This window comes from Sphingobium sp. FW305-3-2-15-F-TSA7 (assembly GCF_058787155.1).
On the sequence record NZ_JBYSZM010000004.1, the window covers coordinates 59,244 to 85,416 of the forward strand.

Sequence of the window (26,173 nt, forward strand, 5' to 3'; positions counted from 1 at the left end):
GCGCGACCGCCGCGACTATTTGCGTTCGGGCCAGATCTTCGCAGGCATCCCAGCCTTCGGCGCGCCGAGCAGCGGTGTCGACAGCGCGTAGAGCCCGTTGGTGGAAAAGGCCCAGATGATGTTGCGGTCATATTCGGTAAAGACCGCGAAGGTCGTGTTCTCGAACGTATATTCGGGCAGTTCCTCGGCGGTCGGGAAACGCGGCACGAAATAGCCCGCGATCCTGGGCTTCGCCGGATCCTTGACGTCGAAAATCTGGATGCCGGCATTGTAAAAGGCATAGGGGACCACGCCCTGCCGCCCATGAAGCGGCTGGCCGTTGCCGCCCGACCGCTTGGGGCCGAAACTGCCGCGCCGCTGGCAATAATCGGTGAAGCCCGCGCCCTTGGGCGGCGTCGGCCGCGGGAATTTCGCGGCCACCCTGGGATTGGCCGGATCGCGGACATCGATCGAATAAATGTCCTTATAGGGTTCGAAACAGCTCGCATTCATCGGATAGCCGTTCGAAAAGACGAAGCCGGTGCGATCATATTGGCTGACATCGACATTATCGAATTCGGTGCCGGCGAAACTCGGCGGCACGCTCAGATGGCCGAGCATCCTGGGCTGCGCGGGATCGGCGAGATCGAAGCTGTAGAAGCCGAGGCCGCCCATGCCGCCAAAGCCGAGCTTGCCGCCATCCTCGATCGGTTTCGGCAGGAACAGCGGATTGCGCGAGCCCATCCACGAAGTGCGATTGCCCGCGCGCGGATTGGCGAGATAGGCCGCCTCATGCGCCTTGTCGCCCGCGATCTGGCCGGGAACCGCGATCTGCGAGACGAATTTCGGATCGGCGGGGTTGGACATGTCCCAGAGCTGGAAGCCCGGCGAATGCAGATAATCGGGATATTCGGTGAGGGCATAGCTGTCGTCGGGTGCGGAGGAGAGTATCATATATTTGCCGCCCGACCATGCCGGCGCATCGAGCGAGCCCGAGCCCTGCTGCTGGCCGATCGGCGCATCGGGATGCTTGTAATCGGTGGTCCGCGTCGCCAGCAATTCCCACTGGTCGGGCAGCGGGCCATTCATCGCGAAGACCTTGAAGCCCTTGAGCGAATTATAGTTGCGCAGTGAGGCGACCTTGTCGGGCTGGCGCATCTTGTCTTCGAAGATGCCGAAGCGGCCGATCTCGTAGGATGCGACGATCACATTCTTGCCGAGCGCCTTGCTCCACACGATCGTCGCGCCGCCGAGATAATTCTTGACGTTCGCGGCGTCGAATTCCTCGCCCGATCCGGATTTGCTCCAGACGCCGCCCTCGGAGAAGACGATCTTCGCCTTGCGCGGATCGGTGACGTCGAGGATCCGCAGATAGTCGCGATCATGTGTGTAGAGATATCGGCGCCCGCCGAAATCGGCGACATTCGCCCAGGCATGCCAGGGCGACGTGACATGGGGGTAGAAAGCGAGAACCTTGACGTTCTTCGCGTAGCTTTTCTGATCCCAATGCGTCAGCTGTCCGGGAAAGGCCGGCGCATCATTGGTCAGCGGCGTCGCCACCGGCGCGTTGAAGCGGCCGGTCGCGGCATCCATGCCGTAATCCTTGCCCGGCACCGGGGGTGGCGGCGGATTGTCGCGGGTCAGGTCATGCCATGCCTTGAGCCAGGGATCGGTGATGTTGACCGGGCCCGCCGGTGCCTCCCCGCCAGAGGCGGACGCGGCACCGGCGATCCCGCATAGCGCGCCGGCGGCCAGGGTGACGCGCAGCATGCGAAGCCAGGATCCTTTACCCGTATCGGTCATCGCCGAATTCCCCAGAAGCATGTTCAGAAGCGCCATTTGCCGGTGATGCCGTAAGTGCGCGGCGGAATATAGGTGCCGTAGATTGTCCCGAAGAGATCGAGCTTGCTGGTGTAATTGAGCTCGTTGGTCAGGTTCTTGACCCAGGCCGTCAGCTCCCATTTGCGCGCCTCGTCGCGAATGCCGAGCCGGGCGTTGAGCAGGATCTCGCTATCGAACTTCAGCGCCGGCGTGTTCGGATTGTCGAAGAAATGCGCGCCGGTATATTGGAAGTCGCTGCCGCCGACGAGCACCAGCCGCTCGCTGATCGGCTGGTCGAGATTGGCGGCCAGGCCGAAGGCATGTTTGGGCGTCCGGCGGCAGCTCTTGCCGTCGAGATCGGTGCCCTCATCGTCGATGATCAGTTCGCCGGTGAAATTGCACTTGGAGAAAGCATAGTTGCCCGAAAGGCTGAGCGCGTCGGTCAGGCGCGCCTGGATGTCGAGTTCCAGGCCATAGGCGCGCGTGCCGTTCTTGGCATTGACGACGAAATTGTCGGGCGGTGCACCAGGGCCGGGCGACAGGAACTGGTTGGTCTGCAGATTGTCGTACAGCGTGTAATAGGCTGCGGCATTGATGAAGACGCGGCGATTGGCCAGCGCCAGCTTGGCACCCAGTTCGAAGCTGTCGGCGGTCTCGGGATCGAACGAGACCAGCGCCTCGGCGGGATTGTTCGCATCCTCGCCCGTCCAGCCGCCCGGCTTGTAGCCCTTGGCATAGCGCGCATAGAAGGTCGCATCGTCGCTCGGTTCGAAGCGGATCGTCGCGCTGGGCAGCCATGCATCCCAGCTCCGCTTGTCGGTGACGGTGAAGCCCACCGGCTCGCCTTCGAACGACACGCCCGACCGTGCGTTCGAATAGGCCTTGCGATCATAGGCGTAGCGCACGCCGGCATCGACCGAGAGCCTGTCGGTCAGATCGTAGCTGACCTCTCCGAACAGCCCGATATTGTCGTTGTGCGAAGTCGTGACGGTGTTGTTGGTGCCCGGAAACGGCGAGGCGGGCGTACCGCCATAGGCGATCGCAAAGGCGAATTCGGTGATCGCCTGGAAATCGGGAAACAGGAAATTGACGGTTTCGGAACGGCGGATCTTCTCGCGCAGATAATAGCCGCCGGCTTCGAGATGGAGCCGCCCGCCATCATTCCAGCGCACACGGACTTCCTGCGAGAATTGCTTCACGTCGTCGGTCTTGGCGCTGTCGAAATAGCTGTCCGGCACCGTCTTGAGATAGGTGTTGATCCCCGCCAGCATCGCGGAGGTGATATCGGGCGCATTGGTCGCGGGATCGATCGGAAAATTGAAGAACATCCCCGCCCCGTCCTCGCGCGCCGACAGCGATGAATCGCGATAGGCGGTCTGCGCGGTGACGCTGACGCTGTCGCTCGGATCCCAGGCGACGGTGCCGCTCAGCCCGTACATGTCCGAATTCTGGAAGCCGGTGAAATTATGCGCACCCTTGCGATGGTTCGCGCTTTTGAACGGTGCGTTGCGATTGGGCAGGACGAAACCGGGTAATCCGGGGATCGGCGGCGCGAAGAAGCTGTTATACGTCACTTCATGGCTGTCGCGGGGATCGATGATGTCGACCCAGCGCGCGCCGTCGCGGTGGCGCGTATAATCGGCCGCGATATTCACATCCAGCGTGGCGTCGGGCTGCCAGCGAAGCTGGGCGCGGATCGCCTGGGTATTCTGATCCTCCTCGTCGCCGCCGCGGATATTCTTGGCATAGCCGTCATGCGTGCGCGAACTGGCCGTCAGCCCGAAGCCGACGGTATCGGAGATCGGGCCACGCACCGCCGCCGCGATATCGAGCTTGTTGTAATTACCGTAAGTCGCCTCGACGCTGCCCTCGAACTCGCGGGTCGGCTTCTTGGTGATATAGTTGATCAGGCCGCCGACGACGCTCTTGCCGAAGCGCAGCGCCTGCGGCCCCTTGAGCACCTCGACGCGCTCCAGATCGTACAGGTCGACCAGCGAGCCCGAACCGCGCGACATATAGACGCCGTCGACGAAGATGCCGACCGCGCCATCGGCGCCCGCGCCCTGGATATCCGATCCGATGCCGCGGATGAAAAGCTCGGTATCGACCGCGCGCTCGGCGCTCAGCTTCAATCCCGGCACGCGATAGGCGATCTCCGAAAAGTCACGGATGCCCGCGCGCTCGAGCGTGGCGCCGCTGAACGCCTGGACGGAGAGTGGAACGTCCTGAAGGCTTTCCTCGCGCTTGCGGGCGGTCACGACGATCTCGTCGGCGATCCCCGCCGCCTCGGTCGCTTTCGCTTCGCCAGCGGTCTGCGCCGCCGCCGAAACCGGAACCAGCATCACCGCGGCAGTCGCCAGACACATGCGCCGCGTCGATCGACTCAAAACCATTCATATCCCCCCATTTTATCGCAATGCGCACTCCCGGGCGCCGCCGAGGCCGAGGCCTTTGTGCGATCGGGTGGCTTGCCGTCGGGGGGAACTAACAAGTGCACCTATATCAGAATAATAGTAATTTATCGCGCCGCTATATTGGGATGGAATATTTGGATCGGCACCGCGTCGATCACTGGCCTCTGGCCGATCTCGCGCGGATTCGGCAAAACGCCACCATGACGCTGCTTCTGCTCCTGATCGCGGTCGGATTGGCGCCGCTCGTCGCCGGGCTGGCGCTGCTGAAACCGCGTGCCCAGGCCATCCCGCTGGTCCGGCGCGATGGAATCGGCTCGATCCTGTTTTGTGCGCTGGCCTTCACCCTGACATTCTTCTGGCAGGAATTGTGGCTGGTCATCCCGAAGGCGCTCACCCCCGGGCTGCACCCGATCCTCTATCACAATGATCATGACTGGACGGGCAAGGTCCGGATTGCCGAACTGTTGCAGGGCAGTGGTGCGATCGCGACGCTTGCCAGTGGACTGACGTTTCTGGGAGCGCTTTCTCTTGCGCGAAGCATGTCGATCAGCTGGCGGCTGTTCTTCTTCTGGATGGCCTTCCAGGGCCTGTATCAGGCGCTGACGCAGCTCGCGATCGGCACGTTGCTGCCCGGCAACGATGTCGGCCGCGCACTGGCCTATCTCGCGGTGAGCGGCACCGGCAAGGCACTGCTCCTGATCGCCGCCGTGGTTGCGATGGCATTTGCCGGCACGACACTCGCCAGCGCCTTTCCGTTGGCTGAATCCCCACCGTCCCGACGGTCACGGGCATTCGCGATCGAGATGCTGATCGCCGCGCTGCTGTCGGTCATGCTCATCATCCCGTTCCGACTGCCGCGCGAGATCATCGAGGTCGTCCTGATCCCCCTGATCGTCAATCTGGTGGGCGTGGGCTGGCTGATCATGGGCATGGCGATCACGCGATATCGGGCCGACGATGGCGGTCTCCAGGCCATCAGCCTCCTGGGGCCGACGCTTGCATTGGGCGTGACGCTCACCCTGTTTCAATGCGTCCTGAGACCAGGCATCGCCTTTTGACGCACGCGCCGCCCTGCCCGCTTGGCGCGAAACCCATCGGAATTTTCCGATAGGAATTGACAGCCGGACATCCCATCGGTAATTTCCGATGAATGGATACGGAAATCGCGCTTGCCGCACTCGCGGCCCTGGCCCACCCGACACGACTGGCCACGTTCCGGCTGCTGATCCGCCACGAGCCCGAGGGTCTTTCGACCGGCCAGCTCGTCGATGCATCGGGGCTGATGCAGAGCACTTTCTCCACGCATCTCGCGGTGCTGGCGAAGGCGGATCTCGTCATTGCCGAAAAGCGGGGTCGCCAGATGATCCAGCGCGCGAACATCGACGCGCTCCGCGCACTGATGCTCTTCCTCGCCAGGGACTGCTGTCAGGGCCGCGCCGAACTTTGCGAGCCATTGCTCGCCGAACTCGCCTGTTGCTGAGGGACAATCCGTGACCGACATCGTCATCTACCACAATCCCGAATGTGGCACCTCGCGCAACGCGCTCGCGATGATCCGCAACGCCGGGATCGAGCCGCACATCGTCGAATATCTGAAGACGCCGCCGTCACGTGCGATGCTGGAATCGCTGATCGTCAGGATGGGTGGCGGACCACGCCCGCTGCTGCGTGAAAAGAACACGCCCTATGCCGAACTCGGCCTTGGCGATCCGTCGCTCTCCGACGCGGCGCTGGTCGATGCGATGATGGCGGATCCGACCCTGATCAACCGTCCGATCGTCGTCTCGCCGCTCGGCGTGAAGCTGTGCCGCCCGTCCGAAGCCGTGCTCGACCTGCTGCCCGATCGACAGCAAGGCGCCTTCGCCAAGGAGGATGGCGAAGAGCTTGTCGACGCCGACGGCAACCAGATTCTCCGCGGGGCCTGACATGGCCACCGATCCACACCCGGCGATCGGCACCTTCGAACGCTATCTGTCGGTCTGGGTGGCGCTGTGCATCGTCGCCGGAATCGGGCTAGGCTACGCCCTTCCCGGCCTGTTCGCCGCGATTGCCGCGGCCGAGGTCGCCCGTGTCAATCTCGTCGTCGCGATCCTGATCTGGCTGATGATCGTGCCGATGCTGCTGAAGATCGACTTCGGCGCGCTGGCCAGGGTCCGGCAGCATTGGAAAGGCGTGGGCATCACGCTTTTCATCAACTGGGCGGTCAAGCCATTCTCGATGACCCTGCTCGCCACGCTCTTCCTTGCGGGGCTGTTCGCACCATTGCTGCCGGCGGGCGAGATTCCGTCCTATATTGCGGGCCTCGTCATCCTCGCCGCAGCGCCATGCACCGCGATGGTCTTTGTCTGGTCCAACCTCTGCGACGGGGATCCCGGCTACACGCTCGGCCAGGTCGCGCTGAACGACCTGATCATGGTCGTCGCCTTCGCGCCGCTCGTCGGATTGCTGCTCGGCGTGGCGTCGATCACCGTGCCCTGGGATACGCTGCTGCTCTCGGTCCTGCTCTATATCGTCGTGCCCGTTATCGTCGCGCAGGCGATCCGCCGCCGCGTCCTTGCCCGGGGCGGCCAGCACGCGCTCGATCGTCTGCTGCGCATGTTCGGGCCGGTTTCGCTGGCGGCGCTGCTCACCACATTGGTGTTGCTGTTCGGCTTTCAGGGTGAAGCGATCGTGGCGCGGCCGCTCGTCATCGCGCTTATCGCGGTGCCGATCCTGGTTCAGGTCTATCTCAACGCCGGACTCGCTTATTGGCTCAGCCGCCATTTCGGCGTGGCGTGGTGCGTGGCCGCGCCATCGGCGCTGATCGGCGCCTCGAATTTCTTCGAACTGGCGGTCGCCGCGGCGATCAGCCTGTTCGGGCTGAACTCCGGCGCCGCGCTCGCCACCGTGGTCGGCGTGCTGGTCGAAGTGCCGGTCATGCTGTCGGTGGTGGCGATCGTGAAACGATCTCGGCCCTGGTACGAGCGCGGCGCCATATCCGCCTGATCATCGGGGATGGATCATCCCCGACACCATTTCCCCCCAAACATCAGGACACAGATCGATGCCTCTCCGCACGCTGCCCGACCCCGACCACCTGCCCAATCTCGACCGGCGTTTCGCCCATGAGCAGCCGGCACTCGGGCTCGGCGCGCCAGTCCCCGCACCGCGCGTGCTGCTGCTCTACGGCTCGCTGCGCGAACGCTCCTTTTCGCGGCTCGCCGTCGAGGAAGCGGCGCGGTTGCTTCGCCATTTCGGCGCGGAGACCCGGATCTTCGATCCGTCGACACTGCCGCTTCCCGACCAGATCGCGGGGGACGATCACCCCGCCGTCCACGAACTGCGCGGCCATGCATTCTGGTCCGAGGCGATGGTCTGGTGCAGCCCGGAGCGTCACGGCCAGATCACCGGCATCATGAAAGCGCAGATCGACCACCTGCCGCTCGAGATGAAGGGCATGCGCCCTACCCAGGGCCGGACGCTGGCGGTGATGCAGGTCTCGGGCGGATCGCAATCCTTCAATGCGGTCAACACGCTGCGCCTGCTCGGCCGCTGGATGCGGATGTTCACCATCCCCAACCAGTCCTCGATCGCCACGGCCTATAAGGAATTCGACGCCGCGGGCCGGATGCGACCATCAAGCTATTACGACCGGATCGTCGACGTGATGGAGGAGCTTGTGCGCTTCACCGTGCTGACGCGCCCGCATGCAGACCAGCTCGTCGACCGCTATTCCGAACGCAAGACCGCGGGCATGCCGATTCCGATCAACGAGGATCATTCGGCCATCGCGATCAGGGCAGGATGAACTCGCCACAGCCGATTAGCGAAAGCGCTGAACGACCGGCTTAGATCGTTCAGCGCCCTCGGTTTCATTCGCTTTCCGCAAATTTCGGTCAGGCATTCACCCGACAGAAACTGCAGCGCGTCGGTCAGAAGCGATAATTGACCGTGGCGGAGACCGCCGACGAGTTGAACCGTTCGCCGGTACGGCGGAAGTCGGTGCCCTTCGCACCATTGCGGATAAAGGCGTTGCCTGCAGCGCCGCCCGCCGCATTCACGCGATAACCGTCATCCTTCAGGCTGGTGTAGATATATTGGAGACCAACCGAGAGCCCGCCGCCGAGACGCTGCTCGACACCGCCGCCCAGCTTGTAACCCCAGGCATCGTCATTGCCGTTGGTCGTGTAGGTCGGAGCACCGGCAACGCCGGTGTTGGTGGTCTCGAAACGGTTCTTGATCTTGGCCCAGGCGCCGCCGCCCGTGACGAAGAACAGGGTGTCACCCGTCGCGAAACCGGCGCGCAGACGCAGACCGGCATTCTTGCCGAGCTTGCGCGTCATGACATAGCTATCGGGGCCGGTGCTGAACGCCGAGACGCTGTCGCGGATGTTCGACATGTTGAATTCGGCCACGGCACCCAGCACGAGGCTGCCCATCTGGACGTCGTAACCGGCGTGGACGCCCCAATCGATCTTGTTCTTGTCGTCCGAGCAGCCATCCTTGGGCGCCCTGCCCTTGGCCTTGCCGCCGCAAAAGCCCGGCGAGAAGATGTTGGTCGTGGGCGCCGCGGCGGTCGAGACAGTGTCGCCGAACTTGCCGTCGAGATTGGTGTCGAACTCGATCTTTTCATTCTTGTCGTTCGGCTGGAAACGATAGCCGCCCTGGACGCCGACATAACCGCCGGTCCAGCTTTCATCGGATTGTGCGAATGCGGGGGTAGAGGCGGCGACGCCGGAAACGACAAGCGCGGCCGCAAGCAGGGATACTGGTTTCATGATACGCTACCTTTTTAAGCAAACAGGGGAACGACAGGGAGCCGCCATACTCGGCGTGCTCCGTTCCCGGTGCGTAATGAACCGCATTCGCAATGAACGGAAAATGAATGTAAAGCGCTACAACAAAGATGAATTTTGCGAAGGCATGTTGCCGATGGCCCGATCGAATATCGCACGAAACTGGTGATCTTTCGGCAAATACATATAGATCATGAACGCAGTATTCTGTCACAATTTCCGGCAATGACGACTGAACGATTACAACCACAAAACCCAAAGCCTCACGATGTTGATCATGGACTTCGCCGACGGCATTTTCAGGTTATAGTTGATCGCCCGCACCGCAAGCCTGACCGGCATATCATCTCGACAATGCACCGGCGATCGCCTCGAATCGACCCTTCCGGCCGCCAATGCGATCGCCGTTGAAAATCAGTCTCAATAGCGAATAGGGAGGGGCATGGATCGCCCCACCCGCTCTTTCGATTCCCCGGCGACGCGTGCACGTCTCGCGATCGCCACTCGCATATTCAGCGCGTCGCTGGGCGGCTATCTCCTGGCCAGCGCGGCCGCCTTCGCCCTGGCACGCGGCCTGCCGCTGAGCCGGGCCGAGGCGACGACCGCAGCTTCGCTCGCCGCGATCCTGGTCATGCCTGCCGCCGCGATCTGGGCGTTCGCCGCGCAGCGCGCCTGGCGGGCCATTGCCGACATCGTCGGATTGGCTGCGCTGCTCGGCTGTATCGCGTGGCTGTTGGGTCGGCCGGCATGAGCGCGGGTTTCCGGCAGTCGATGTCCGGCCTGCACACATGGTCGGGCCTGCTGCTCGGCTGGATCCTGTTCGCGATCGTTCTGAGCGGCACCGTCACGATGTTCCGGTTGGAGATCAGCGGCTGGATGCGCCCCGAAGTGGCCGGGACCGCACCGCCCGCCAAGGCGATCGAAGCCGCGATCACATGGCTCGAACGCAGCCATCCCAAGGCCGCCGGCTGGTATCTGACCGCGCCCGACGATCGCGGCGCAACGGTCCAGGCGGTCTTCGACGATATGACCGCACCGCTCGGCTATCGGGATATCGCGCTCGATCCACTGACCGGCAGCCCCGACGCGATCCGCGCCACGCTGGGCGGCGAATTCTTCTATCGCTTCCATTTCGAGCTGCAGCTCCCCTATCCCTGGGGACGCATTCTCGCCTCCGCCGCGGCGATGCTGATGCTGATCGCGCTGATCACCGGCATCATCGTCCATGCCCGCATCTTCAAGGACATCTTCACGCTGCGCCCCGGCAAGGGCAAGAGAAGCTGGCTCGACGCGCATAATGTGCTGGGCGTGCTCGCCCTCCCCTTCCACCTGATGATCACCGTGACCGGCATCGTCACATTGATCACGCTCACCATGCCCTGGGGCCTGACCGCGAATTATGGTGACGATCTCGCCACCGCCTTTGCCGAGATGTCACCGGGCCTGATCAGCCGCGAGGCCGCGGGCAAGCCGGCCAGGCTCGCGCCGGTAGGCGCGATGCTGGACGAAGCCGAACGGCGCTTCGCGGGCGGGCGGATCGGGCGGGTCAGCATCGCCAATCCCGGCGACGCGAATGCGGTGGTGACGGTCAGCAGGCACGACGGCGACCAGCTCGCTTATGCTGCGACCACGATCAGCTTCGACGGTGCGACGGGCAAGGTCATCGGCCAATATACCGAGGCGCGGCCCGCACGGCTGCCCCATGACGTGCTGTACGGACTGCATATGGGACGGTTCGCGCCCTGGGTCAGCCGCTGGCTCTATGTCCTGTGCGGGCTCGCCCTTGCCGGCACGATCGCGACCGGACTGGTGCTGTGGATCGAGGCACGCAAGGGCGCGAGCGGATTGGGCCACAGGCTGGTGGCGCGGCTCAATATCGGCGCGATCGCCGGCCTGCCGATCGCGACCCTGGCCTTTTTCTGGAGCAATCGGCTGCTGCCGTTCGGCCTTGCCGGGCGCGATGCGGCGGAGGTCGGCGTGTTTTTCTGGACCTGGGGGGCCGCGATCGTCTTCGCCTTTGTCCGCCCGCCGCGGCGTGCCTGGATCGAGGCATTCGGTCTCGCCGCGCTCGGCGCCGGCCTGCTGCCCATCGCATCCTTCGTCCTGACCGGACGCGGCCTGTGCCGGGCGGCCATGGCGGGCGACTGGCTGTTCCTGGGCTTCGACCTGATGATGTTCGCGCTGGCAGCGTTCTTCGCGACGGTCGCGCGCAAGGTCGCGATCCACAAGGCCCCCGTCCCGCGTCGGCACAGCCAGGCGGCCATGGCATGAGCGCGCTCGCATCATTCTCGCTCGCGTTCGGCGGGATGGCGCTGACCGGCCTGTCGATGGATCGCCATGCCCGCCAGGCCGCATTCGCGATCCGGGCGCGCTGGCTGCGGCCCGCCGGCTGGCTGCTCATCGCGCTGTCGCTCGTCGCGACGCTGGGCGCGCCCAACTGGCGCTTCGCGCTGGTCGAATGGGTGGGGTTGCTCGGCGCCTCGGCTGGCCTGGTCGTGCTGACGCTCCATTATCGCGCCCGCACGCTGCCCGCCTTCGCCCTCATCGGCAGCGCGCTCGGCCTCGCCGCCTGGCTTGCCGCGAGGCTCACCTGACAGCAGCGCCCTATATATGCAATTGACTCGCATTATCATATAAGCCTATCGGGCCAGCCCGCGCTTCCGGTGGCGATGCGCAATGCTGGAGTGTCCGATGATGTTGATGCGTAACCGCCTGCTGATCGGCGTGTCGGCGATCGCCGGCCTGATGACCGCCCATGCCGCGCGGGCGGCGAGCGATGGGAGCCCGGCGGACACCGACAAGACCGCGCCTGACATCATCGTGACCGGCATCGCGCCCGATCAGGGACAGAATATCGCCACCAGCAGCGGCGCGCTGGGCAACAAGACGCTGCTCGACACCCCCTTCTCCGTCACCGTCATCGATGCAGACGATATCTCCATGCGTCAGGCGACGACGATCGCCCAGATATTCGCGAACGACCCTTCGGTCTCCTCCTTCGCGACGGCGGGCACGACCAATTGGTGGGGCACACAGATCCGCGGCCTGGGCGTGCGCAACTATTATGTCGATAACATCCCGCTGCTCCTCTACTGGGGCGGCGACTATCCGCTGGAATCCGTGGCAAGCGTCGAGGCGCTCAAGGGGCTTTCGGGTTTCATGTACGGCTTTGGATCGCCCGGCGGCGTGATCAGCTACAAGACCAAGCGGCCGACGGCCGAACCCTTGCTCACCACCGAAATCGGCTATCGCACCAACAGCGTGTTCTACGGCCATGTCGATGCCGGTGGACCGCTCAATCGGGACGGCAGCTTCGGCTATCGCGTCAACGTGGCCGGAGAAAAGGGCACCGCCTATAATCAGGCCGGGGTCAATCGCTGGGTGGGTTCGCTCGCGCTCGAATATGCGTTCAGCCCGACACTCAAATGGCATGCCACCGCCAATTATGAGGACAGCAACCTCAAACACGAACCGCTCCAGATCTACTGGAGCAGCTATTCGGGCACGGCGCTGCCCCGGCCGACTTACAAATATGGCGATCTCAACATCGACAACAGCTTCTACAAATCGAACACGCTATCGACCGCGACCGGCCTCGACTGGGCGTTCGCGCAAGGCTGGTCGGCCAGCCTGACCTATGGCTATACGAGCAAGCGTCACCGCTCGAACAAGATGTTCGTCTATATGCTCGACGAAACCGGCGACTACGAAGGCTATGCCTATAATTTCGCCGAACTCGATCGAAACCATTTCGCGCAGACGATGCTGCAGGGCGAATTCGAGACCGGCCCCGTCCGCCATGCGATCGTCGCCGGCCTGTCCCTCCAGATCAGCAAGGCGGCCTTCGGCATTGACGATTATTATTGGAACAATGATTTCAACGGCAATATCTACCAGCGGCAGGATTTTCTCGTCACGCGCGATATCGGGTTCAGCACCGCCGGTTCTCCATCCGAAGAGCAGCAGCGCGCGGCTTTTCTGAGCGACACGCTCTATATCGGCGATCATGTCCAGGCGATCTTGGGCGCCCGCTATACGCGCTACGAGCTGCTCGATCTGGACGGCGATCCCGCGACCGATTCAGGCTATCGCACATCGGCGGTGACGCCCACCTTCGCGCTCATCTTCAAGCCCGCCGATCATGTCAGCCTTTATGGCAGCTATGTCGAATCGATGGAGGGCGGATCGCGTGTCGGCGGCGAATATGCCAATTTCGGCGAGATCCTGAAGGCGACCGTCAGCAAGCAATATGAGGTCGGCCTGAAATACGAGCATCGGGGGATCAGCTTCACCGCGGCGGGTTTCCGTGTCGAACGCGCCAACCAGATCGATCAGATGATCGACAACAGGCGCTACCTGACCCAGGACGGTCTGACCGTCTACAAGGGACTGGAAGCGATCGGCAGCTACCGCGTCAATGATCTGCTCAGGGTCGGGCTCGGCGCGGTCTATCTCGACCCCAGCATCCGCAATGTTTCATCAGGCAATGAAGCGATCCGCGGCAATATTCCCGAACAGGCGGCAAGATGGCAGGTGGTCGGCAATGCCGAATATCACATCCCCGGCCTGAAGGGCCTCAGCGTCCACGGCAATGTCCGCTATTTCGGCAAGGCGCCGACCAGTGATTTCAACACGCTCTACATCCCCTCGCGCACGATCGCCAATCTCGGTTTCCAGTACGAGACGCTGATCGGCGAGCGCCGTGTCGCCTTCACCGGCAACGTCAACAATCTCTTCAACAAGAAATATTGGGGACAGAGCAATATCGGCGAAGGCATCAACGGCGCGCTGAGCGTCCGCATCTACTGGTAGGCGGCCCGCCCAGGCCGCTATAAGATCCGCCATGACCGAGACTCCGCCGCTCTTCGTCATCACCGGCGCTATGGCGGCGGGCAAATCCACCGTCGCCCAGGCGCTGGCGGAAGCCCTGCCGAAATCGGTGCATCTGCGCGGCGATCTGTTCCGCCGGATGATCGTGAACGGCGCGGTCGCCATGGGGCCGGAACTGGACGAGGAAGCCCGCCGCCAGCTAGATCTGCGCCACGCGCTCGCCTGCGACGCTGCGCGGCACTATCGCGGCGCGGGTTTCGCCGTCGTCTATCAGGATATCATTCTCGGCCCCGATCTCGCCGCGGTCACGGCCAGGCTTGCCGATCTCGCACCGCGCGTGGTGGTGCTGGCGCCCGATGCGCGCACGCTCGCCGCGCGCGACCGGGCCCGCGCGAAGACCGGCTACGGCCCCGATTTCCCACCCGAGATCCTCGCCGACGCGGTTGCCGACACAAGGCCGCATATCGGGCTGCGGATCGACAGCAGCGCGCTGGACGTCGATGCGGTGGTCGCGCGCATCCTGGCGCACGGCTGGACGTGACCGCGACAGGGCATCGGCAGCGCCCTTCGATATTTTTCTCGCGCAATGTCACACGCGCCGATCCTGGCTCGTCATATCGTCGGACCCAATGAAAGGAACCCGACCATGACGACCAAGCTCGATCCCTTCGCCGCCGCTCCCGCGCTCATGAAGAACTGGATGGGAACCTCGCTCGCCGTCGCCGCCAGCCTCGAACCGAGTCTAATCGAACTGGTGAAGATCCGCGCGTCGCAGATCAATGCCTGCGCCAATTGCATCAACATGCACACTGTCGAAGCGCGCGCGCAGGGTGAGACCGAACAGCGCATCTACCTGCTCTCCGCCTGGCGCGAGGCGCCCTGCTACACCGACCGCGAACGCGCGGCGCTCGGTTGGACCGAGGCATTGACGCGGCTGTCCGAAGGGCACAGTCACGAAGCGGCCTATGACGCACTCAAGGCGCAGTTCAGCGAGGAGGAGCAGGTGAAGCTCACTTTGATGATCAATGTCATCAACGGCTGGAACCGCCTCGCGGTGGGCTTCGGCCTGTGGCTGGACATGGCACCGGCCAAGGCGGCCGCCTGATGCCCGATGCGGCAATGGAGGACGCGGCGGAGAGTTTCGATCCGCTGCGTCCCCGGCTCACCCGCGTCGCCTATCGCATGCTCGGCTCGGTCACCGATGCCGAGGATGTGGTGCAGGACGCCTTCATCCGCTGGATGGGCGCCGACCGCACCGAGGTGCGCGAGCCCGAGGCGTTCCTGCGCCGGGTGGTGACGCGGCTGTGCCTCGATCAGATCAAGTCGGCGCGGCATCAGCGCGAAACCTATATCGGCCCCTGGCTTCCCGACCCGATCGTTGACGAAGAGGAGGAGGACGACGTCACCCTGCCGCTGATGCTCGCGCTCGAACGCCTCTCCCCGCTCGAGCGGGCGGCGTTCCTGCTGCACGACGTGTTCGGCCTGGGCTTCGACGAAGTGGCAAAGACGATCCAGCGCGATCCGGCCGCCTGCCGCCAATTGGCCAACCGCGCCCGCGCCCATGTCCGCGAAGCCCGGCCGCGCTTCAAGGTAGAGAAACAGCGCGGCCTCGATCTTGCCAATGCCTTTTTCGCGGCGTCACGCAGCGGCGATATGACTGCGCTCGGCGCGATGCTGGCGGCGGACGTCAGCGTCCACTCGGACGGCGGTGGCAAACGCCCCGCAGCGGTGCGGCCGGCGATCGGCTATGGCCAGGTGATGACGCTGCACAAGGCGCTGGCCGTGCTGTTCCGCAAATATGGATCGGAACTCGTCCATGCCGGCCTCATCAACGGCCTGCCCGGCTTCGTCACGCGCGAGGCCGACGGCGAACTCCAGACCACCGCACTCGATATCGAGGACGGCAAGATCACCGCGATCTACGTGATGCGCAATCCCGACAAGCTCAAGCATCTGCATTAAAGCCTGATCCAGGCAGATTAACTCATCTCGTCATTCCCGCGCACGCGGGAAAGACGAAAGAGGAGGTACCTCAGAAACCGAGCTTGACGCCGATGGTGAAATAGCGGCCGACGACATCGTAGAAGGGCGAATAGAGCGAGCCGCCGGGGGCCTGTCGGTCGAAGAGATTGGTGACGTTGGCATAGACCTCCATCGTCTGCGACCCCGTCGCGACGCGCGCCCGTGCGAGCAGATCGACATAGGTATAGGCCGGGATGTGGTTGTTGAGCAGCCGCACCGTCGAATTGTAATTGCCCGCGGAAATATGGCGCGCACGCACCAGCGCCGCGAAATGTTCGCTGTCATAGCCGATGCTGGCATTGACCCGCCATCTGGGGACGCCGAAACTGAATGAGTTCCCCTGCGATCCGGCATAGTCGATCCTGCTGACGCCATCATTGGTGGTCAGACTGTGAACCCAGCTGGCCAGAAGGCGGAACGTGATCGTGCCGGGCAGATCTGAGACGGTATCGAGCGGCAGGCGCTGCGAAAGCTCGACGTCGATCCCGTCGGTCCGGTATTCGGCAAGGTTCAGGAACGTGGATATGGTGCGCGTGATATTGCCGTCGGCGTCACGCTCGACATGCGCGCAAAGCGCCTGATTGCCGTTGAAGCAGCGGACGACCAGATCCTGCGCCGGGATCGTCGTGATCACGTCGTCGATGCGGATCCTGTAATAATCGAGCGATAGGTTGAAACCGCGGATCGCGGGCGGCGCATAGTGAAACCCGGCGGTAAGGCTGTCAGCGGTTTCGGGCTGCAAGCCCGGATTGCCGCCGCTGTGGCTGAGCACATAGACGCTCATATTCTTCACCGGATCGATGATCGTATTATAGCCCGTCGAAAGCTGCATGTAGAGTTCGGAGAGATTGGCCGACCGGATATCGCGGGAGCGCGTAAAGCGCGCGCGAAACCCCGGGAAGAATTCGTTGGTCGCACCCAGCTTCCACGACCAGATCGAACCGGTGGTGTCATAGTCCGACAGTCGAACCGCCGCGTTGACCTCGAATTTCCGCAGCAGCGGACGATCCCGCACCAGCGGGACAAGGATTTCGCCAAACGCCTCCTTGACCGTGAAACTGCCTGACATCGGCGTGAAGTTGAAGGTGCGGAACGCCTTGATCAGATCGAGCGCGCCCACCGTCTGCCGGATCGCTTCACGGCGCGCCTCGATACCCATGGCGATCGAGACCGGCCCGGCGGGCAGCATGACGGGCTCCCCCCGCAAGCTGACCCCGCCGACATCCAGCCTGGTCTTGGCACGCTGGCTTGGCGCGCCGATGACATAGGCCAAGGCTTCGGGCGACGGCGCGCCTTCGCCGAACAGGTTGAGCGGCACGCATGCGCTCGACGGATCCGTCAGCTTGATCCTGCAGATCGGCTGACCGGTCGCCGGATCGCGCACGGCATCGATGGCCTGGTTGAAATTGGCCCCGATGACGAAACCGGGCGTGTCGAGATCGTTGCGATACTCGCCATGGCTGTAATAACCGCTCCAGCGCCAGCGGGCGCCGATCGTCCCGTCCAGCGCGATCGTCCCCTGTGTCGTCACGCGCTGGAAATCGATGCGCGGAAAGGGGAAGTCGGAATTGAACCGCCCCATCCGGAAGCTGGACTGTCCGGCCGCGAGCAATTGTTCGCTGATGGCCGGCGACAGAAAAACATTGTCGCTGGTGATGGTGATGTTGCCGCGATTGTGATCGCCGAACCAGATATAGTCGTTCCACATGCGCGAATGGCGCAGTTCGCCCGTGATCCTGAGACCGGCACCGGGCGCGAAACTGATCCGGCTAAGCGCGCTGTATCGGCGCTGCGGGGTGACGAGCGGACTCAGATCGTCGTTCGATGGGCCTTCGCCGCCGATCATATCGTTGCCGATGACCGTGCCATAGTCGAAGTCGCGCAGCGATCCGTCGGGATTGAACGCCTTGCCGGCAAGGACGCCGCTCAGGATCAGCCCGCCATGCGCCGCATTCGCGAACCCCACATCCGGCGAGAGCATAAAATTGCCGTCCCCGACCGACACGGTGGACCAGCGCCCCACCGTCGGGCGCGACACTTTGGGAATGACGCCCTGATTGTCGAGATATTCGGCACCGATCGTCACATGGCCGCGACCACCGGCAAATGCCGCGCCGAACGCCCCTTCGAAACGATGCTCCGCAGCATCGTTGCGCGATGATATTCCCGCCTGTGCACCCAGCTTCAATCCGCTGAAATCGTCATCGAGCACGATATTGACCACACCGGCGACCGCCCCGGATCCCCAGGCGGCCGATGCCCCGCCAGTGACGATGTCAACCGACTTGATCAGCACCGTCGGCACGGTGTTGAGATCATTCTCGCTTGAGAAACGCCGTCCATCGAGCAGCACCAATGTGCGGTTGATCCCCAGGCCGCGCAGGTCCGCCGGCGCCTGGCCGGCGCTCGTATTGGTACCCGTCGTCTGCGGCGAAATCGTCCCGCGAAACTGCGGCAGGTCGTTCAGGGCGGCCGCAACATTCGGCCGCGCGCCGATGTCGAGGCTTTCCCTGGTCATATGCAGGGTCGGGGTCGGCGCCTCGAAGCCCGGCGTGTCGATACGCGAGCCGGTCACGATGATCGGTGCGCCCTCCTCCACCACGGCCGTCGACGATGTCGTATCATCCGCCAGCCGCTCGCCGGACCGGCTGGAGATGACATAGGAACCACCGGCTGTGACGCTGAAGCCGAGGCCCGATCCGTGCAGGAGACGGCGCAACGCCTCGGAAACGCTATAGCTGCCCTTGAGCGCCGGCGCGACGCGGCCCTTCGCGGCGGCGGGCGTGAAGATGACGTTGGAACGCGTGACGCTGCCAACCGCTTCTAGTGACCGGGGCAATGGCTGACGCGGCAGCGAAAAACGGAATGTCGGGGCGGTCTCCGCCGCGGCAGCGGTGGCCGTAAGGCAGACGAGCGCAGGCAGCCATATCGAAATGCCCCCTCGTATCATGCGCCGTCCCCCGACTCCCTGGATCGTTCCGTCAATTAGCCTTGGCCGATCCGCTCGGCGACACCCTGCGACGGACCAGCGAAGTGCCGGATCGGTCTCACAGCGTCAAAAGCAATGTCTCGCCCTCTCGCCGCACCCGCAACCCATGGAGCTGCGCGACGGCGGCCGCGAATTCCGCCGAATCGTCGGTCGCGAATACGCCCGAAATGGGAAGCGCCCCAAGACGGGCGTCGTTCACCACCACCCGGTCCTGGCCATAGCGGTTCACCTCCGCCACGGCTTCGGACAGGGGCGTATCGCGGAACAATATCTCGCCGCGGCGCCAGGCCGTGACCGCATCGAGCGCGGGCCGGTCGAGCACCGGCGCCACCTGCGGGGCCGCTGACACGCGCTCGCCCGGCGCCAGGATCGCCAGCAATTGTGGGCGCTCGCCGGCTCTGGTCACCTCGACCTTGCCGCGCAGCAATGTGACGCGCACACGATCGCCGTCGCGCCGGACGACGAAGCTGGTGCCGATCGCCCTGATCCGCTCGTCGCCGGCCATCACGACGAACGGTCTTGCCGCGTCATGCGCCACTTCGAACATCGCCTCGCCGCGATCGAGCGAAACCTGTCGCTGATCGCGGTCGAATTTCACCGTCACGTGACTGTCGGTGTTGAGCGCGATCCGGCTGCCGTCATCCAGCGTCGTGCTGCGCTGCTCGCCGGCGCCGGTATCGAAGGCCGGTGCCTGGCTGAGATAGACCGTCATCGCACCGGTGACGACGACCGCCAGGAGCGATGCGGCGATCGCCAGCGGCATGAAGCGTCTCGGCGCGCGCACGTCCTGTGTGGCGATGGCGGCGGCGCCGGGCAGCAATTCCCACAATTCGGTGGCGCGTTCGAACGCCTCCTGATGCGCGGGATCGCACCTCAGCCAGTCCTGCAGCGGCACTTCGGCATCGGCGCCGCGCGGGCCATGAAGCCGGGCGAGCCATGCCGAGGCCTCGGCATTCAACCGGGCGCGCTCCTCCTTCGAGCGGATCACCATGTCTCCATCCAGTTCATCATCTCCAGGGTCGCTCGGGCGACCTGCTTTTCCACAGCGGGGACTGACATCCCTTCTTCATTGGCGATCACAGCATAGCTTGCGCCATCGAGCCTGCGACGAAGCAGGATGCGGCGCGTGCGTTCGGGCAATCTCTCCAGGCCGGCGGCGGCATGCTTCAGCCGTGCCTGGGATTGCAATATCTGTTCCGGATCGGGCGCCGCGTCGGCGATCGAAAAGACATTGCCGGTCGAGAATGGCGCCCGGCGTTCGCGGCGTCCCTCGTCGATCGACAGATTGACCGCAACCTTGACCATCATGGCTTCCTGCGAGCGCACGGCATGCTTCTGTTCGTAGCGCTCCACTTTCAGAAAGGCTTCCTGCACCAGATCGTCGGCATCCTGATCCGCGACGCCGCGGCGGCGCAGTGTGGCTCGGACATGCCGCAACATCTCGCTCAAGTGATTCATCGTGCTCCTCGCACATGGCCTAGACGATGCGATCGATCAAATCCGACATAATTCGCTTGAACCGGTCGCAATGGCCGTTCAGCGTCCGACATTATGTGCGATCCGCTTCCATTCGGCGGAGGTCAGCGGCAGCGTGGCGAGCGCGGCATAATAGGCGGCCAGGTCGCGCGTCACCGGCCAGTCGGACGCGGGCACGAAATGGCTGAGGCCGATCCTGCGCATCAGGCGAACGAGCGCCGTCTTCTGATCGTCCGAAGCGATGGCGGGATCGATCGCCGCCAGATCGAAATAGAGATTGGAGCACAGCTTGCGATCCCGCTCGCAGGCATCGGCGAAAACGCCGAGGGCATCGAGCGTCGGGGTGTCGATGTTGCCCCAGCCGGCGATATGGGCGAGTTGCACGGTCGTGCCGCGCGCGGCGGGAAGGATCTCGTTCAGGAAGATCCGGGCCTCGTCCGCGCCATAACCGGTCGCACCCTGGCGGATATGGGCCATGATCCGCAAATGCGCGGATGCGGCGGCGCGAAACACGTCCGCCAACGCCTTCACATGATCGGCCTTGTGATAGTCGAAACGCGAATTGGCGAGGTGCAGCTTGAGGCCGGCGACATGGGGGTCGCCACGCCAGCGCGCAATTTCCGGCAGCGCGGTCGGCGTCACCGGATTGACCGCGATATAGGCTTCGAACCGATCCGGCCGGGCACGCGCCAGCGCGACCGTGAAATCGTTCGCGGCGCGCACGATCTCGACATGGTCGGCCAGGGGCGTCGCCATGATCGGGCTTTCCGCCATATAGGCGGTCGACATCAGCCGTGCGCGACGAATGCCCGCCGCGTCCATGTCTTGCAGCAGGTCCGTCACGCTCGGCGAGCCGGCGAGCGCGGTGTCGCAAAAACTCGATTTGCCGGCGCTCGCGCAATAAGCGGGCATGATCGCCTGGATCGCCGGCGACCGGACATGGACATGATGATCGACCGTCACCGAGACGGGCTTGCCACGCGCCGCATGCAGCGGCGCCCCGAACGACAGGGTGGCCGCAACGATCGCGAGCGCGCGGATGAGGGTCATTTCGCGGCGTCGCCGAGCAAAGTCCGTTTCCAGAACTGGACGGCGGTCCAGAAATAATAGTCCTCATTCTCCTTCTTGTGGAAACCATGCCCTTCATTCTGGGCGAGCAGATGCCAGGCGGTGCCGTTCCTGGCGCGGATCGCCTTGATGATCTGCTCGGCTTCCGACGCGGGCACGCGCGGATCGTTGCCGCCGGTCGCGATCAGGATCGGGATGTCGATCTTGTCGACGCTGGTCAACGGTGAGATCGCGATCAGCTTGGCGCGCTGCTTCGGGTCACGCTCGTCGCCATATTCGGCGCGGCGCAGGTCGCGGCGATAGGATTGCGTGCTTTCGAGGAAGGTCACGAAGTTGGAGATGCCGACATAGCAGCTCGCGCTTCTGATCCGCGCGCCGTAATGGACGGCGGAGGCATAGCACATATAGCCGCCATAGGACATGCCGGAGATCGCGAAGCGGCCGGCGTCGAGCGTGCCGTCCCGGCCCAGCGCATCGAGGATCGCACCAATATCCTTCACCGAATTCTCGCGCAGGTCCGGGCCGTTGTCGAGATTGACGAAGCGCTTGCCGAAGCCCGTCGAGCCGCGGACATTGGGGAAGAACAAGGCGATGCCGAGTTCATTGAGCAGATAATTGTCGGAGCCGCGATAATCGGGCCGCACCTGGCCTTCGGGCCCGCCATGGATATCCATGATCATCGGCCGCTTGCCCGGGAAACGCCTGGGATCGGGACGATAGAGGAAGCCCGAGACCATCTCCCCATCGAAACTCTTCACCTGGACGAGCTCGGGTTCGATGTTGCGCGCGGCGTCGAGCCCGCCGGTCTCGCTTTCGGTCCAGCGCGTGACCGCCAGCGTCTTGGGATCGACCGAGAAGGCGTCGCCGGCGACGCGCGCCGACGAGATGCTGAGCCCGATCGCGCCCCAAGGGGCGATCTCGATCGCGGAACCGATCGCGTAAGGGATCACGCCGGCGGGCAGTCCGGTCACCGGACGGGTGTTGCCGGTCGCGACATCCATGACGCGCAGGCGACTGACACCGGCTTCGTTGATCGCATAGGCGATGAAGCTGCCGTCGGGCGCGATCGCATAATCGCTGACGTCCCATTTCGGTTCTTTGGACACCGCCGTGAATCGGCCCTTGCGGTCGAGCGTGCCGAGCTGGATGAAGTCCGACGCGACGCTGGACGCGACCCAGATCCGGCCGTCAGGGCCGTAGCGCGGATCGACATAGGATGCCGGCGCCTTGTCCCCCGCGATCGCGGTCAGCTTGCCGCTGGCGATATCGAGCTCATGGACGATCGCGTTGCTGACCGACTTGCGATTGAGGACGAGCGCGGTTTTTCCGTCCGCCGAGAAGTCGGTGATGCTCCAGCCGCCACCTTCGACCTGCGCGACCAGCCGGTCGGTCTTCGGATCGCGCGGATCCATGACGTACAGATCGGTGTCGGCGCCGTTGCGCCGCGTCGAGATATAGCCGATCCGCCGCCCGTCTGGGCTCCACGCGCCGAACCAGTTGCGGCTCTTGCCGTCGGTCAGCAGCACCGGCCGGCCATTCTCCAGGCGATAGAGCTGATAGAATTCGCCGCCGCCGACATCCTTCTGGATCACCAGAGCGCCGTCCCCGCCCGGCGCGCGGAAGCCCGCCAGCACCGGCTCCTGCTCGAAGCTGATCTGGCGACGCATCGCCGACGGTGCCGCGACGCTATGCAACTGATCGGTACCACCGAAGCGCGTCTTGACCAGCATCGACCGGTCAACCGGGTTCCAGCCCTGGAACACCGCCTTGCGGGCTTCGAGATAAGGCCGTGTTTCGCTGGCGAGCGCATCCGCCACCGGCGGCGGTCCATCGGTCACGATCGCAGCGGGCTTCGGCACATCCGCCAGGGCGGGTGTGGCGGAGGTCAGCAGGGCAATGGCGATGAAGCGACGGACGGTCATGATCGTCTCCCTGAACTGGGTGCCGCCGGCGCGGCAAGGGAACCGGCCGGCGGCGAGATCGTCAGCGAACTGACGGTCAGAAGCGGACGCGTGCGCCCACGGTGATGTAGCGCCCGACCACATCGTAATAGGGCGAGTAGAGCGCGCTGACCGGCGGATCCTTGTCGAACAGGTTGGTCGCGTTGGCATAAAGCTCAAGCTGCGGCCCCTGCGACACCGGGATGCGCGCGTTCAACTGGAGATCGAAATAGGTATAGGCCGGAATGTGGTTGTTCACGAGATTGACGGTGGTGTTGTAATTGCCCGCCGACAGATAGCGTGCCCGCAGCAACGCGCCGAAGGTCTCGTCCTGATAGGCGATGCTGGCATTCACGCGCCATTCCGGAACGCCCAGGCCGAACGAATAGCCCTGCGACTTCACATAATCGATCTTGCTGACGCCGTCGTTGGTGCTGAGGCGACTGACCCAGGTGCCGAGCAGGCGGAAGGTCAGGTTGCCCGCGCTGACCGGCAGGACATAGCTCAGTTCCGCGTCGATGCCGTCGGTCTGATATTCGGCGAGATTGATGAAGGTCGCGACGGTGCGGACGATCGTGCCCGAGGCATCGCGCTCGACCTTGGTGCACAGGTCGAGATTGCCGTTGAAGCAACGCGTCACCAGGTCCTGCGCGGCGATCGTCGTGATCACGTCCTTGATGCGGATGTCGTAATAATCGAGCGTCAGGTTGAGGCGCGACAGCGGCGACAGAACGAAGCCGGCAGTGAAGGTGTCGGCGGTTTCGGGCCGCAGATTGGGATTGCCGCCGCCATTGTTCAGCACATAGACGCTGGTGTTGGTCTTCGGATCGGTCAGCGTGTTGTAGCCCGTCGTCGACTGGGTGTACAATTCGGCCAGGTTCGCCGAGCGGATATCCCGCGAGCGCGTGATGCGCCCCTTCACGCCGGGGAAGAACTCGTTGGTCAGCCCCAGCTTCCACGACCAGATCGAACCGGTGGTGTTATAGTCGGAAATGCGCGCCGCGCCGTTGAACTCGAGCTTGTTGAGCATGGGCAGGTCGCGTGCCAGCGGCAGGAGGATTTCGGCGAAGGCCTCCTTGACGGTGAAGCTGCCCTTCAAGGGCGAGAAGCTGAAGGTCTGGAAGGCCTTGGCGAGGTCGAGATCGCCGACACGCGCATTGATCGATTCCTTGCGCCACTCGCCGCCAACCGCGATCGAGACCGGACCGGCCCACAGATCGAACGGCTCGCCCCTCAGGCTGAAGCCCGCCGTATCCAGCTTGGTGCGCGACCGCGACCGGGGCGTGCCCGTCACATAGTCGATCGCCTCCTGCGACGGCGCCCCCAGGCCGAACAGGTTGATGGGGACGCAGTTGGTGTTCGGGTTGGTCAGCGCGATCCGGCAGATCGGCTTGTTGGTGGTCGGGCTGATGACCGAATCCACCGCCTGCGCATAGGGGGTGGTCAGCAGGAAGCCCGGCGTGTCGATATTGTTGTCGAACTGACCATGGCTGTAATAGGCGCCATAGCGCCAGCGACCGTCGCTCGACTTGCCGTCGATCGCGAGCGTCGCCTGCGTGTTCTTCCGTTCGAAATCGATCGTCGAATAGGACAGGTCGGAATTGAACCGGCCCATGGTGAAGCTGGTCTGTCCGGCGGCGGCCATCGCGTCGCGGATGTCCTGGCGCAGGAATGCGTTGTCGGCCTTGATCGTCAGATTGCCGCGATTGTGGTCGCCGAACCAGATATAGTTGTTCCACATCCGCGAATGGCGGAACTCGGCGGTCACCGTCAGATTTTCGGTCAGGTCGAAGCTGGCTTGCGCCGCCATGCTGTAGCGGCGCTGCGGGGTGACCAGCGGGCTGAGATCGTCGTTCGACGGGCCTTCGCCGCCGATCATGTTGGTGCCGCTGACCACGCCATAGTTGATCGGGCGCAGCGAACCATCGGCGTTGAAGCCCTTGCCCGCGAGCACGCCCGACAGGATGATGCCGCCATAGGCCGCGTTGGAGAAACCGACATCGGGTGACAGCTTGAAGCTGTTGCCGCCGGCGGAGATCGTCGCCCAACGGCCGACATTGGGGCGGCTGACCTTGGGGATGACGCCTTCATTGTTCAGATATTCGCCGCCGATCACGAAATGGCCGCGGCCATCGGCGAATGCGGTGCCGAACGCCCCCTCGAAGCGATGCTCGGCGGCGTCGCCATAGCTCGAGATACCGGCCTGCGCGCCGAGCTTCACGCCGGTGAACTTGCCGTCGAGCGTGACGTTGACGACGCCGGCGACAGCGCCCGAGCCCCAGGCGGCGGATGCGCCGCCAGTGACGATATCGACGCTCTTGATCAGCACGGTCGGGATGGCGTTAAGATCATTGTCGCTCGACAGACGGCGACCGTTCACGAGCACGAGCGTGCGGCTGATGCCCAGGCCGCGCAGATCGACCGGCGCCTGGCCCGCGCTGGTGTTGGTGCCCGTGGTCTGCGGCGAGGTGGTCGCGCGGAACTGCGGCAGATCGTTGAGTGCGGCGGCGACGTTGGTTCGCGCCGCGACGCTGAGATCGGATGCGGTGACCTGCAGGGTCGGCGTCGGTGCGTCGAAGGCGCGGTCGATACGCGATCCGGTGACGACGATCGCTTCACCTTCCTCTTCGACCGATGCCGCGCTGCCCGAAGCCGATTGCGCCGGCGCGGTCGTCTGTGCCGAAACGCCGGCCGACGCGAAGATCGCCATGCCCGCGCCGATTACAGTTCCAAATCGCATCATATGAACCCCCTGTGTTCGGCCCGGCGGTCCATTGCCCCGGGGCCTTCACAGGGAAGACGAACGCGTTTCACAAAACCGACATATTCAGTGAAATTTCTTTCCGGGCCCCGAAAAGA

At 64.0% G+C, this 26,173-nt stretch carries 21 protein-coding genes; 12 read left to right on the forward strand and 9 right to left on the reverse strand.

Annotation, left to right across the window (positions count from 1 at the left end; genetic code table 11):
* Positions 1–15: 15 nt before the first annotated feature.
* A complete protein-coding gene (locus tag AC3WN8_RS03905; RefSeq protein ID WP_492668074.1) occupies positions 16–1,782 on the reverse strand; it encodes an LVIVD repeat-containing protein in 1,767 nt (588 codons plus the stop codon).
* 23 nt (positions 1,783–1,805) lie between these two features.
* Entirely contained in the window at positions 1,806–4,193 is a 2,388-nt protein-coding gene (locus AC3WN8_RS03910; protein ID WP_492668075.1) for a TonB-dependent receptor, read from the reverse strand.
* Positions 4,194–4,414: 221 nt separating this feature from the next.
* On the opposite strand from AC3WN8_RS03910, the gene AC3WN8_RS03915 reads away from it, so the two are divergent.
* The 5 genes from AC3WN8_RS03915 to arsH all read left to right on the forward strand — a co-directional run bounded on the left by AC3WN8_RS03915 (position 4,415) and on the right by arsH (position 8,001).
* Positions 4,415–5,272, forward strand: coding sequence for a hypothetical protein (locus tag AC3WN8_RS03915; protein ID WP_492668076.1), 858 nt, complete (start codon positions 4,415–4,417; stop codon positions 5,270–5,272).
* Between the two features lie 92 nt (positions 5,273–5,364).
* Positions 5,365–5,694, forward strand: a complete 330-nt coding sequence (locus AC3WN8_RS03920) for an ArsR/SmtB family transcription factor (protein WP_492668077.1) — start codon at positions 5,365–5,367, stop codon at positions 5,692–5,694.
* Between the two features lie 10 nt (positions 5,695–5,704).
* Complete coding sequence (gene arsC / locus AC3WN8_RS03925; protein ID WP_492668078.1) at positions 5,705–6,139, forward strand: arsenate reductase (glutaredoxin); 435 nt, start codon at positions 5,705–5,707, stop codon at positions 6,137–6,139.
* Position 6,140: 1 nt separating this feature from the next.
* On the forward strand, positions 6,141–7,199 hold the full coding sequence (arsB, locus tag AC3WN8_RS03930; RefSeq protein WP_492668079.1) for an ACR3 family arsenite efflux transporter: 1,059 nt from the start codon (positions 6,141–6,143) through the stop codon (positions 7,197–7,199).
* Between the two features lie 58 nt (positions 7,200–7,257).
* Positions 7,258–8,001: an arsenical resistance protein ArsH gene (arsH, locus tag AC3WN8_RS03935; RefSeq protein ID WP_492668080.1), complete on the forward strand. Its 744-nt coding sequence runs from the start codon at positions 7,258–7,260 to the stop codon at positions 7,999–8,001.
* Between the two features lie 124 nt (positions 8,002–8,125).
* Here arsH and AC3WN8_RS03940 read toward each other — a convergent pair whose 3' ends face one another.
* A complete protein-coding gene (locus AC3WN8_RS03940; protein WP_492668081.1) occupies positions 8,126–8,971 on the reverse strand; it encodes an outer membrane protein in 846 nt (281 codons plus the stop codon).
* Positions 8,972–9,431: 460 nt separating this feature from the next.
* Between AC3WN8_RS03940 and AC3WN8_RS03945 the strand changes: the two genes are divergently transcribed.
* The 7 genes from AC3WN8_RS03945 to AC3WN8_RS03975 all read left to right on the forward strand — a co-directional run bounded on the left by AC3WN8_RS03945 (position 9,432) and on the right by AC3WN8_RS03975 (position 15,781).
* The gene (locus AC3WN8_RS03945; protein ID WP_492668082.1) at positions 9,432–9,740 is read left to right on the forward strand and encodes an iron transporter; all 309 of its coding nucleotides are present in this window, start codon (positions 9,432–9,434) and stop codon (positions 9,738–9,740) included.
* A complete protein-coding gene (locus tag AC3WN8_RS03950) occupies positions 9,737–11,260 on the forward strand; it encodes a PepSY-associated TM helix domain-containing protein (protein WP_492668083.1) in 1,524 nt (507 codons plus the stop codon). The genes AC3WN8_RS03945 and AC3WN8_RS03950 overlap by 4 nt, the downstream gene beginning before the upstream one ends.
* Positions 11,257–11,583, forward strand: coding sequence for a DUF3325 domain-containing protein (locus AC3WN8_RS03955; protein WP_492668084.1), 327 nt, complete (start codon positions 11,257–11,259; stop codon positions 11,581–11,583). Before AC3WN8_RS03950 ends, AC3WN8_RS03955 begins: the two co-directional genes overlap by 4 nt.
* A gap of 97 nt (positions 11,584–11,680) precedes the next feature.
* A complete protein-coding gene (locus AC3WN8_RS03960; RefSeq protein ID WP_492668085.1) occupies positions 11,681–13,801 on the forward strand; it encodes a TonB-dependent siderophore receptor in 2,121 nt (706 codons plus the stop codon).
* A gap of 31 nt (positions 13,802–13,832) precedes the next feature.
* Positions 13,833–14,360: a P-loop nucleotide/nucleoside kinase family protein gene (locus tag AC3WN8_RS03965; RefSeq protein ID WP_492668086.1), complete on the forward strand. Its 528-nt coding sequence runs from the start codon at positions 13,833–13,835 to the stop codon at positions 14,358–14,360.
* A gap of 105 nt (positions 14,361–14,465) precedes the next feature.
* Complete coding sequence (locus tag AC3WN8_RS03970) at positions 14,466–14,924, forward strand: carboxymuconolactone decarboxylase family protein (RefSeq protein ID WP_492668087.1); 459 nt, start codon at positions 14,466–14,468, stop codon at positions 14,922–14,924.
* Positions 14,924–15,781 (forward strand): sigma-70 family RNA polymerase sigma factor, encoded by an 858-nt coding sequence (locus AC3WN8_RS03975; protein WP_492668088.1) that lies wholly within the window; start codon positions 14,924–14,926, stop codon positions 15,779–15,781. Before AC3WN8_RS03970 ends, AC3WN8_RS03975 begins: the two co-directional genes overlap by 1 nt.
* Positions 15,782–15,851: 70 nt before the next feature.
* Here the strand turns inward: AC3WN8_RS03975 and AC3WN8_RS03980 are convergent, their stop codons facing one another.
* The 6 genes from AC3WN8_RS03980 to AC3WN8_RS04005 form a co-directional block, all read right to left on the reverse strand.
* On the reverse strand, positions 15,852–18,791 hold the full coding sequence (locus AC3WN8_RS03980; protein ID WP_492668089.1) for a TonB-dependent receptor: 2,940 nt from the start codon (positions 18,789–18,791) through the stop codon (positions 15,852–15,854).
* A 97-nt stretch (positions 18,792–18,888) separates the two neighbouring features.
* Entirely contained in the window at positions 18,889–19,821 is a 933-nt protein-coding gene (locus AC3WN8_RS03985; RefSeq protein WP_492668090.1) for a FecR family protein, read from the reverse strand.
* Entirely contained in the window at positions 19,815–20,288 is a 474-nt protein-coding gene (locus AC3WN8_RS03990) for an RNA polymerase sigma factor (protein WP_492668091.1), read from the reverse strand. Before AC3WN8_RS03990 ends, AC3WN8_RS03985 begins: the two co-directional genes overlap by 7 nt.
* Positions 20,289–20,366: 78 nt before the next feature.
* Entirely contained in the window at positions 20,367–21,356 is a 990-nt protein-coding gene (locus AC3WN8_RS03995) for an amidohydrolase family protein (RefSeq protein WP_492668092.1), read from the reverse strand.
* Positions 21,353–23,296: a S9 family peptidase gene (locus AC3WN8_RS04000; RefSeq protein WP_492668093.1), complete on the reverse strand. Its 1,944-nt coding sequence runs from the start codon at positions 23,294–23,296 to the stop codon at positions 21,353–21,355. Before AC3WN8_RS04000 ends, AC3WN8_RS03995 begins: the two co-directional genes overlap by 4 nt.
* A gap of 76 nt (positions 23,297–23,372) precedes the next feature.
* The gene (locus tag AC3WN8_RS04005) at positions 23,373–26,057 is read right to left on the reverse strand and encodes a TonB-dependent receptor domain-containing protein (protein WP_492668094.1); all 2,685 of its coding nucleotides are present in this window, start codon (positions 26,055–26,057) and stop codon (positions 23,373–23,375) included.
* Between the last annotated feature and the right edge of the window lie 116 nt (positions 26,058–26,173).

Bases quoted from the DNA above. Each gene is read 5' to 3' on its own strand.
- AC3WN8_RS04005 (WP_492668094.1), bottom strand. From the start codon at position 26,057: ATGATGCGATTTGGAACTGTAATCGGCGCGGGCATGGCGATCTTCGCG.
- AC3WN8_RS03955 (WP_492668084.1), top strand. From the start codon at position 11,257: ATGAGCGCGCTCGCATCATTCTCGCTCGCGTTCGGCGGGATGGCGCTG.
- AC3WN8_RS03915 (WP_492668076.1), top strand. From the start codon at position 4,415: ATGACGCTGCTTCTGCTCCTGATCGCGGTCGGATTGGCGCCGCTCGTC.
- AC3WN8_RS03985 (WP_492668090.1), bottom strand. From the start codon at position 19,821: ATGGTGATCCGCTCGAAGGAGGAGCGCGCCCGGTTGAATGCCGAGGCC.
- arsH (WP_492668080.1), top strand. From the start codon at position 7,258: ATGCCTCTCCGCACGCTGCCCGACCCCGACCACCTGCCCAATCTCGAC.
- AC3WN8_RS03920 (WP_492668077.1), top strand. From the start codon at position 5,365: ATGGATACGGAAATCGCGCTTGCCGCACTCGCGGCCCTGGCCCACCCG.
- AC3WN8_RS03905 (WP_492668074.1), bottom strand. From the start codon at position 1,782: ATGACCGATACGGGTAAAGGATCCTGGCTTCGCATGCTGCGCGTCACC.
- AC3WN8_RS03990 (WP_492668091.1), bottom strand. From the start codon at position 20,288: ATGAATCACTTGAGCGAGATGTTGCGGCATGTCCGAGCCACACTGCGC.
- AC3WN8_RS03910 (WP_492668075.1), bottom strand. From the start codon at position 4,193: ATGGTTTTGAGTCGATCGACGCGGCGCATGTGTCTGGCGACTGCCGCG.
- AC3WN8_RS03980 (WP_492668089.1), bottom strand. From the start codon at position 18,791: ATGATACGAGGGGGCATTTCGATATGGCTGCCTGCGCTCGTCTGCCTT.
- AC3WN8_RS03975 (WP_492668088.1), top strand. From the start codon at position 14,924: ATGCCCGATGCGGCAATGGAGGACGCGGCGGAGAGTTTCGATCCGCTG.
- arsB (WP_492668079.1), top strand. From the start codon at position 6,141: ATGGCCACCGATCCACACCCGGCGATCGGCACCTTCGAACGCTATCTG.
- AC3WN8_RS03995 (WP_492668092.1), bottom strand. From the start codon at position 21,356: ATGACCCTCATCCGCGCGCTCGCGATCGTTGCGGCCACCCTGTCGTTC.
- AC3WN8_RS03965 (WP_492668086.1), top strand. From the start codon at position 13,833: ATGACCGAGACTCCGCCGCTCTTCGTCATCACCGGCGCTATGGCGGCG.
- AC3WN8_RS04000 (WP_492668093.1), bottom strand. From the start codon at position 23,296: ATGACCGTCCGTCGCTTCATCGCCATTGCCCTGCTGACCTCCGCCACA.
- AC3WN8_RS03945 (WP_492668082.1), top strand. From the start codon at position 9,432: ATGGATCGCCCCACCCGCTCTTTCGATTCCCCGGCGACGCGTGCACGT.
- AC3WN8_RS03950 (WP_492668083.1), top strand. From the start codon at position 9,737: ATGAGCGCGGGTTTCCGGCAGTCGATGTCCGGCCTGCACACATGGTCG.
- AC3WN8_RS03960 (WP_492668085.1), top strand. From the start codon at position 11,681: ATGATGTTGATGCGTAACCGCCTGCTGATCGGCGTGTCGGCGATCGCC.
- AC3WN8_RS03970 (WP_492668087.1), top strand. From the start codon at position 14,466: ATGACGACCAAGCTCGATCCCTTCGCCGCCGCTCCCGCGCTCATGAAG.
- AC3WN8_RS03940 (WP_492668081.1), bottom strand. From the start codon at position 8,971: ATGAAACCAGTATCCCTGCTTGCGGCCGCGCTTGTCGTTTCCGGCGTC.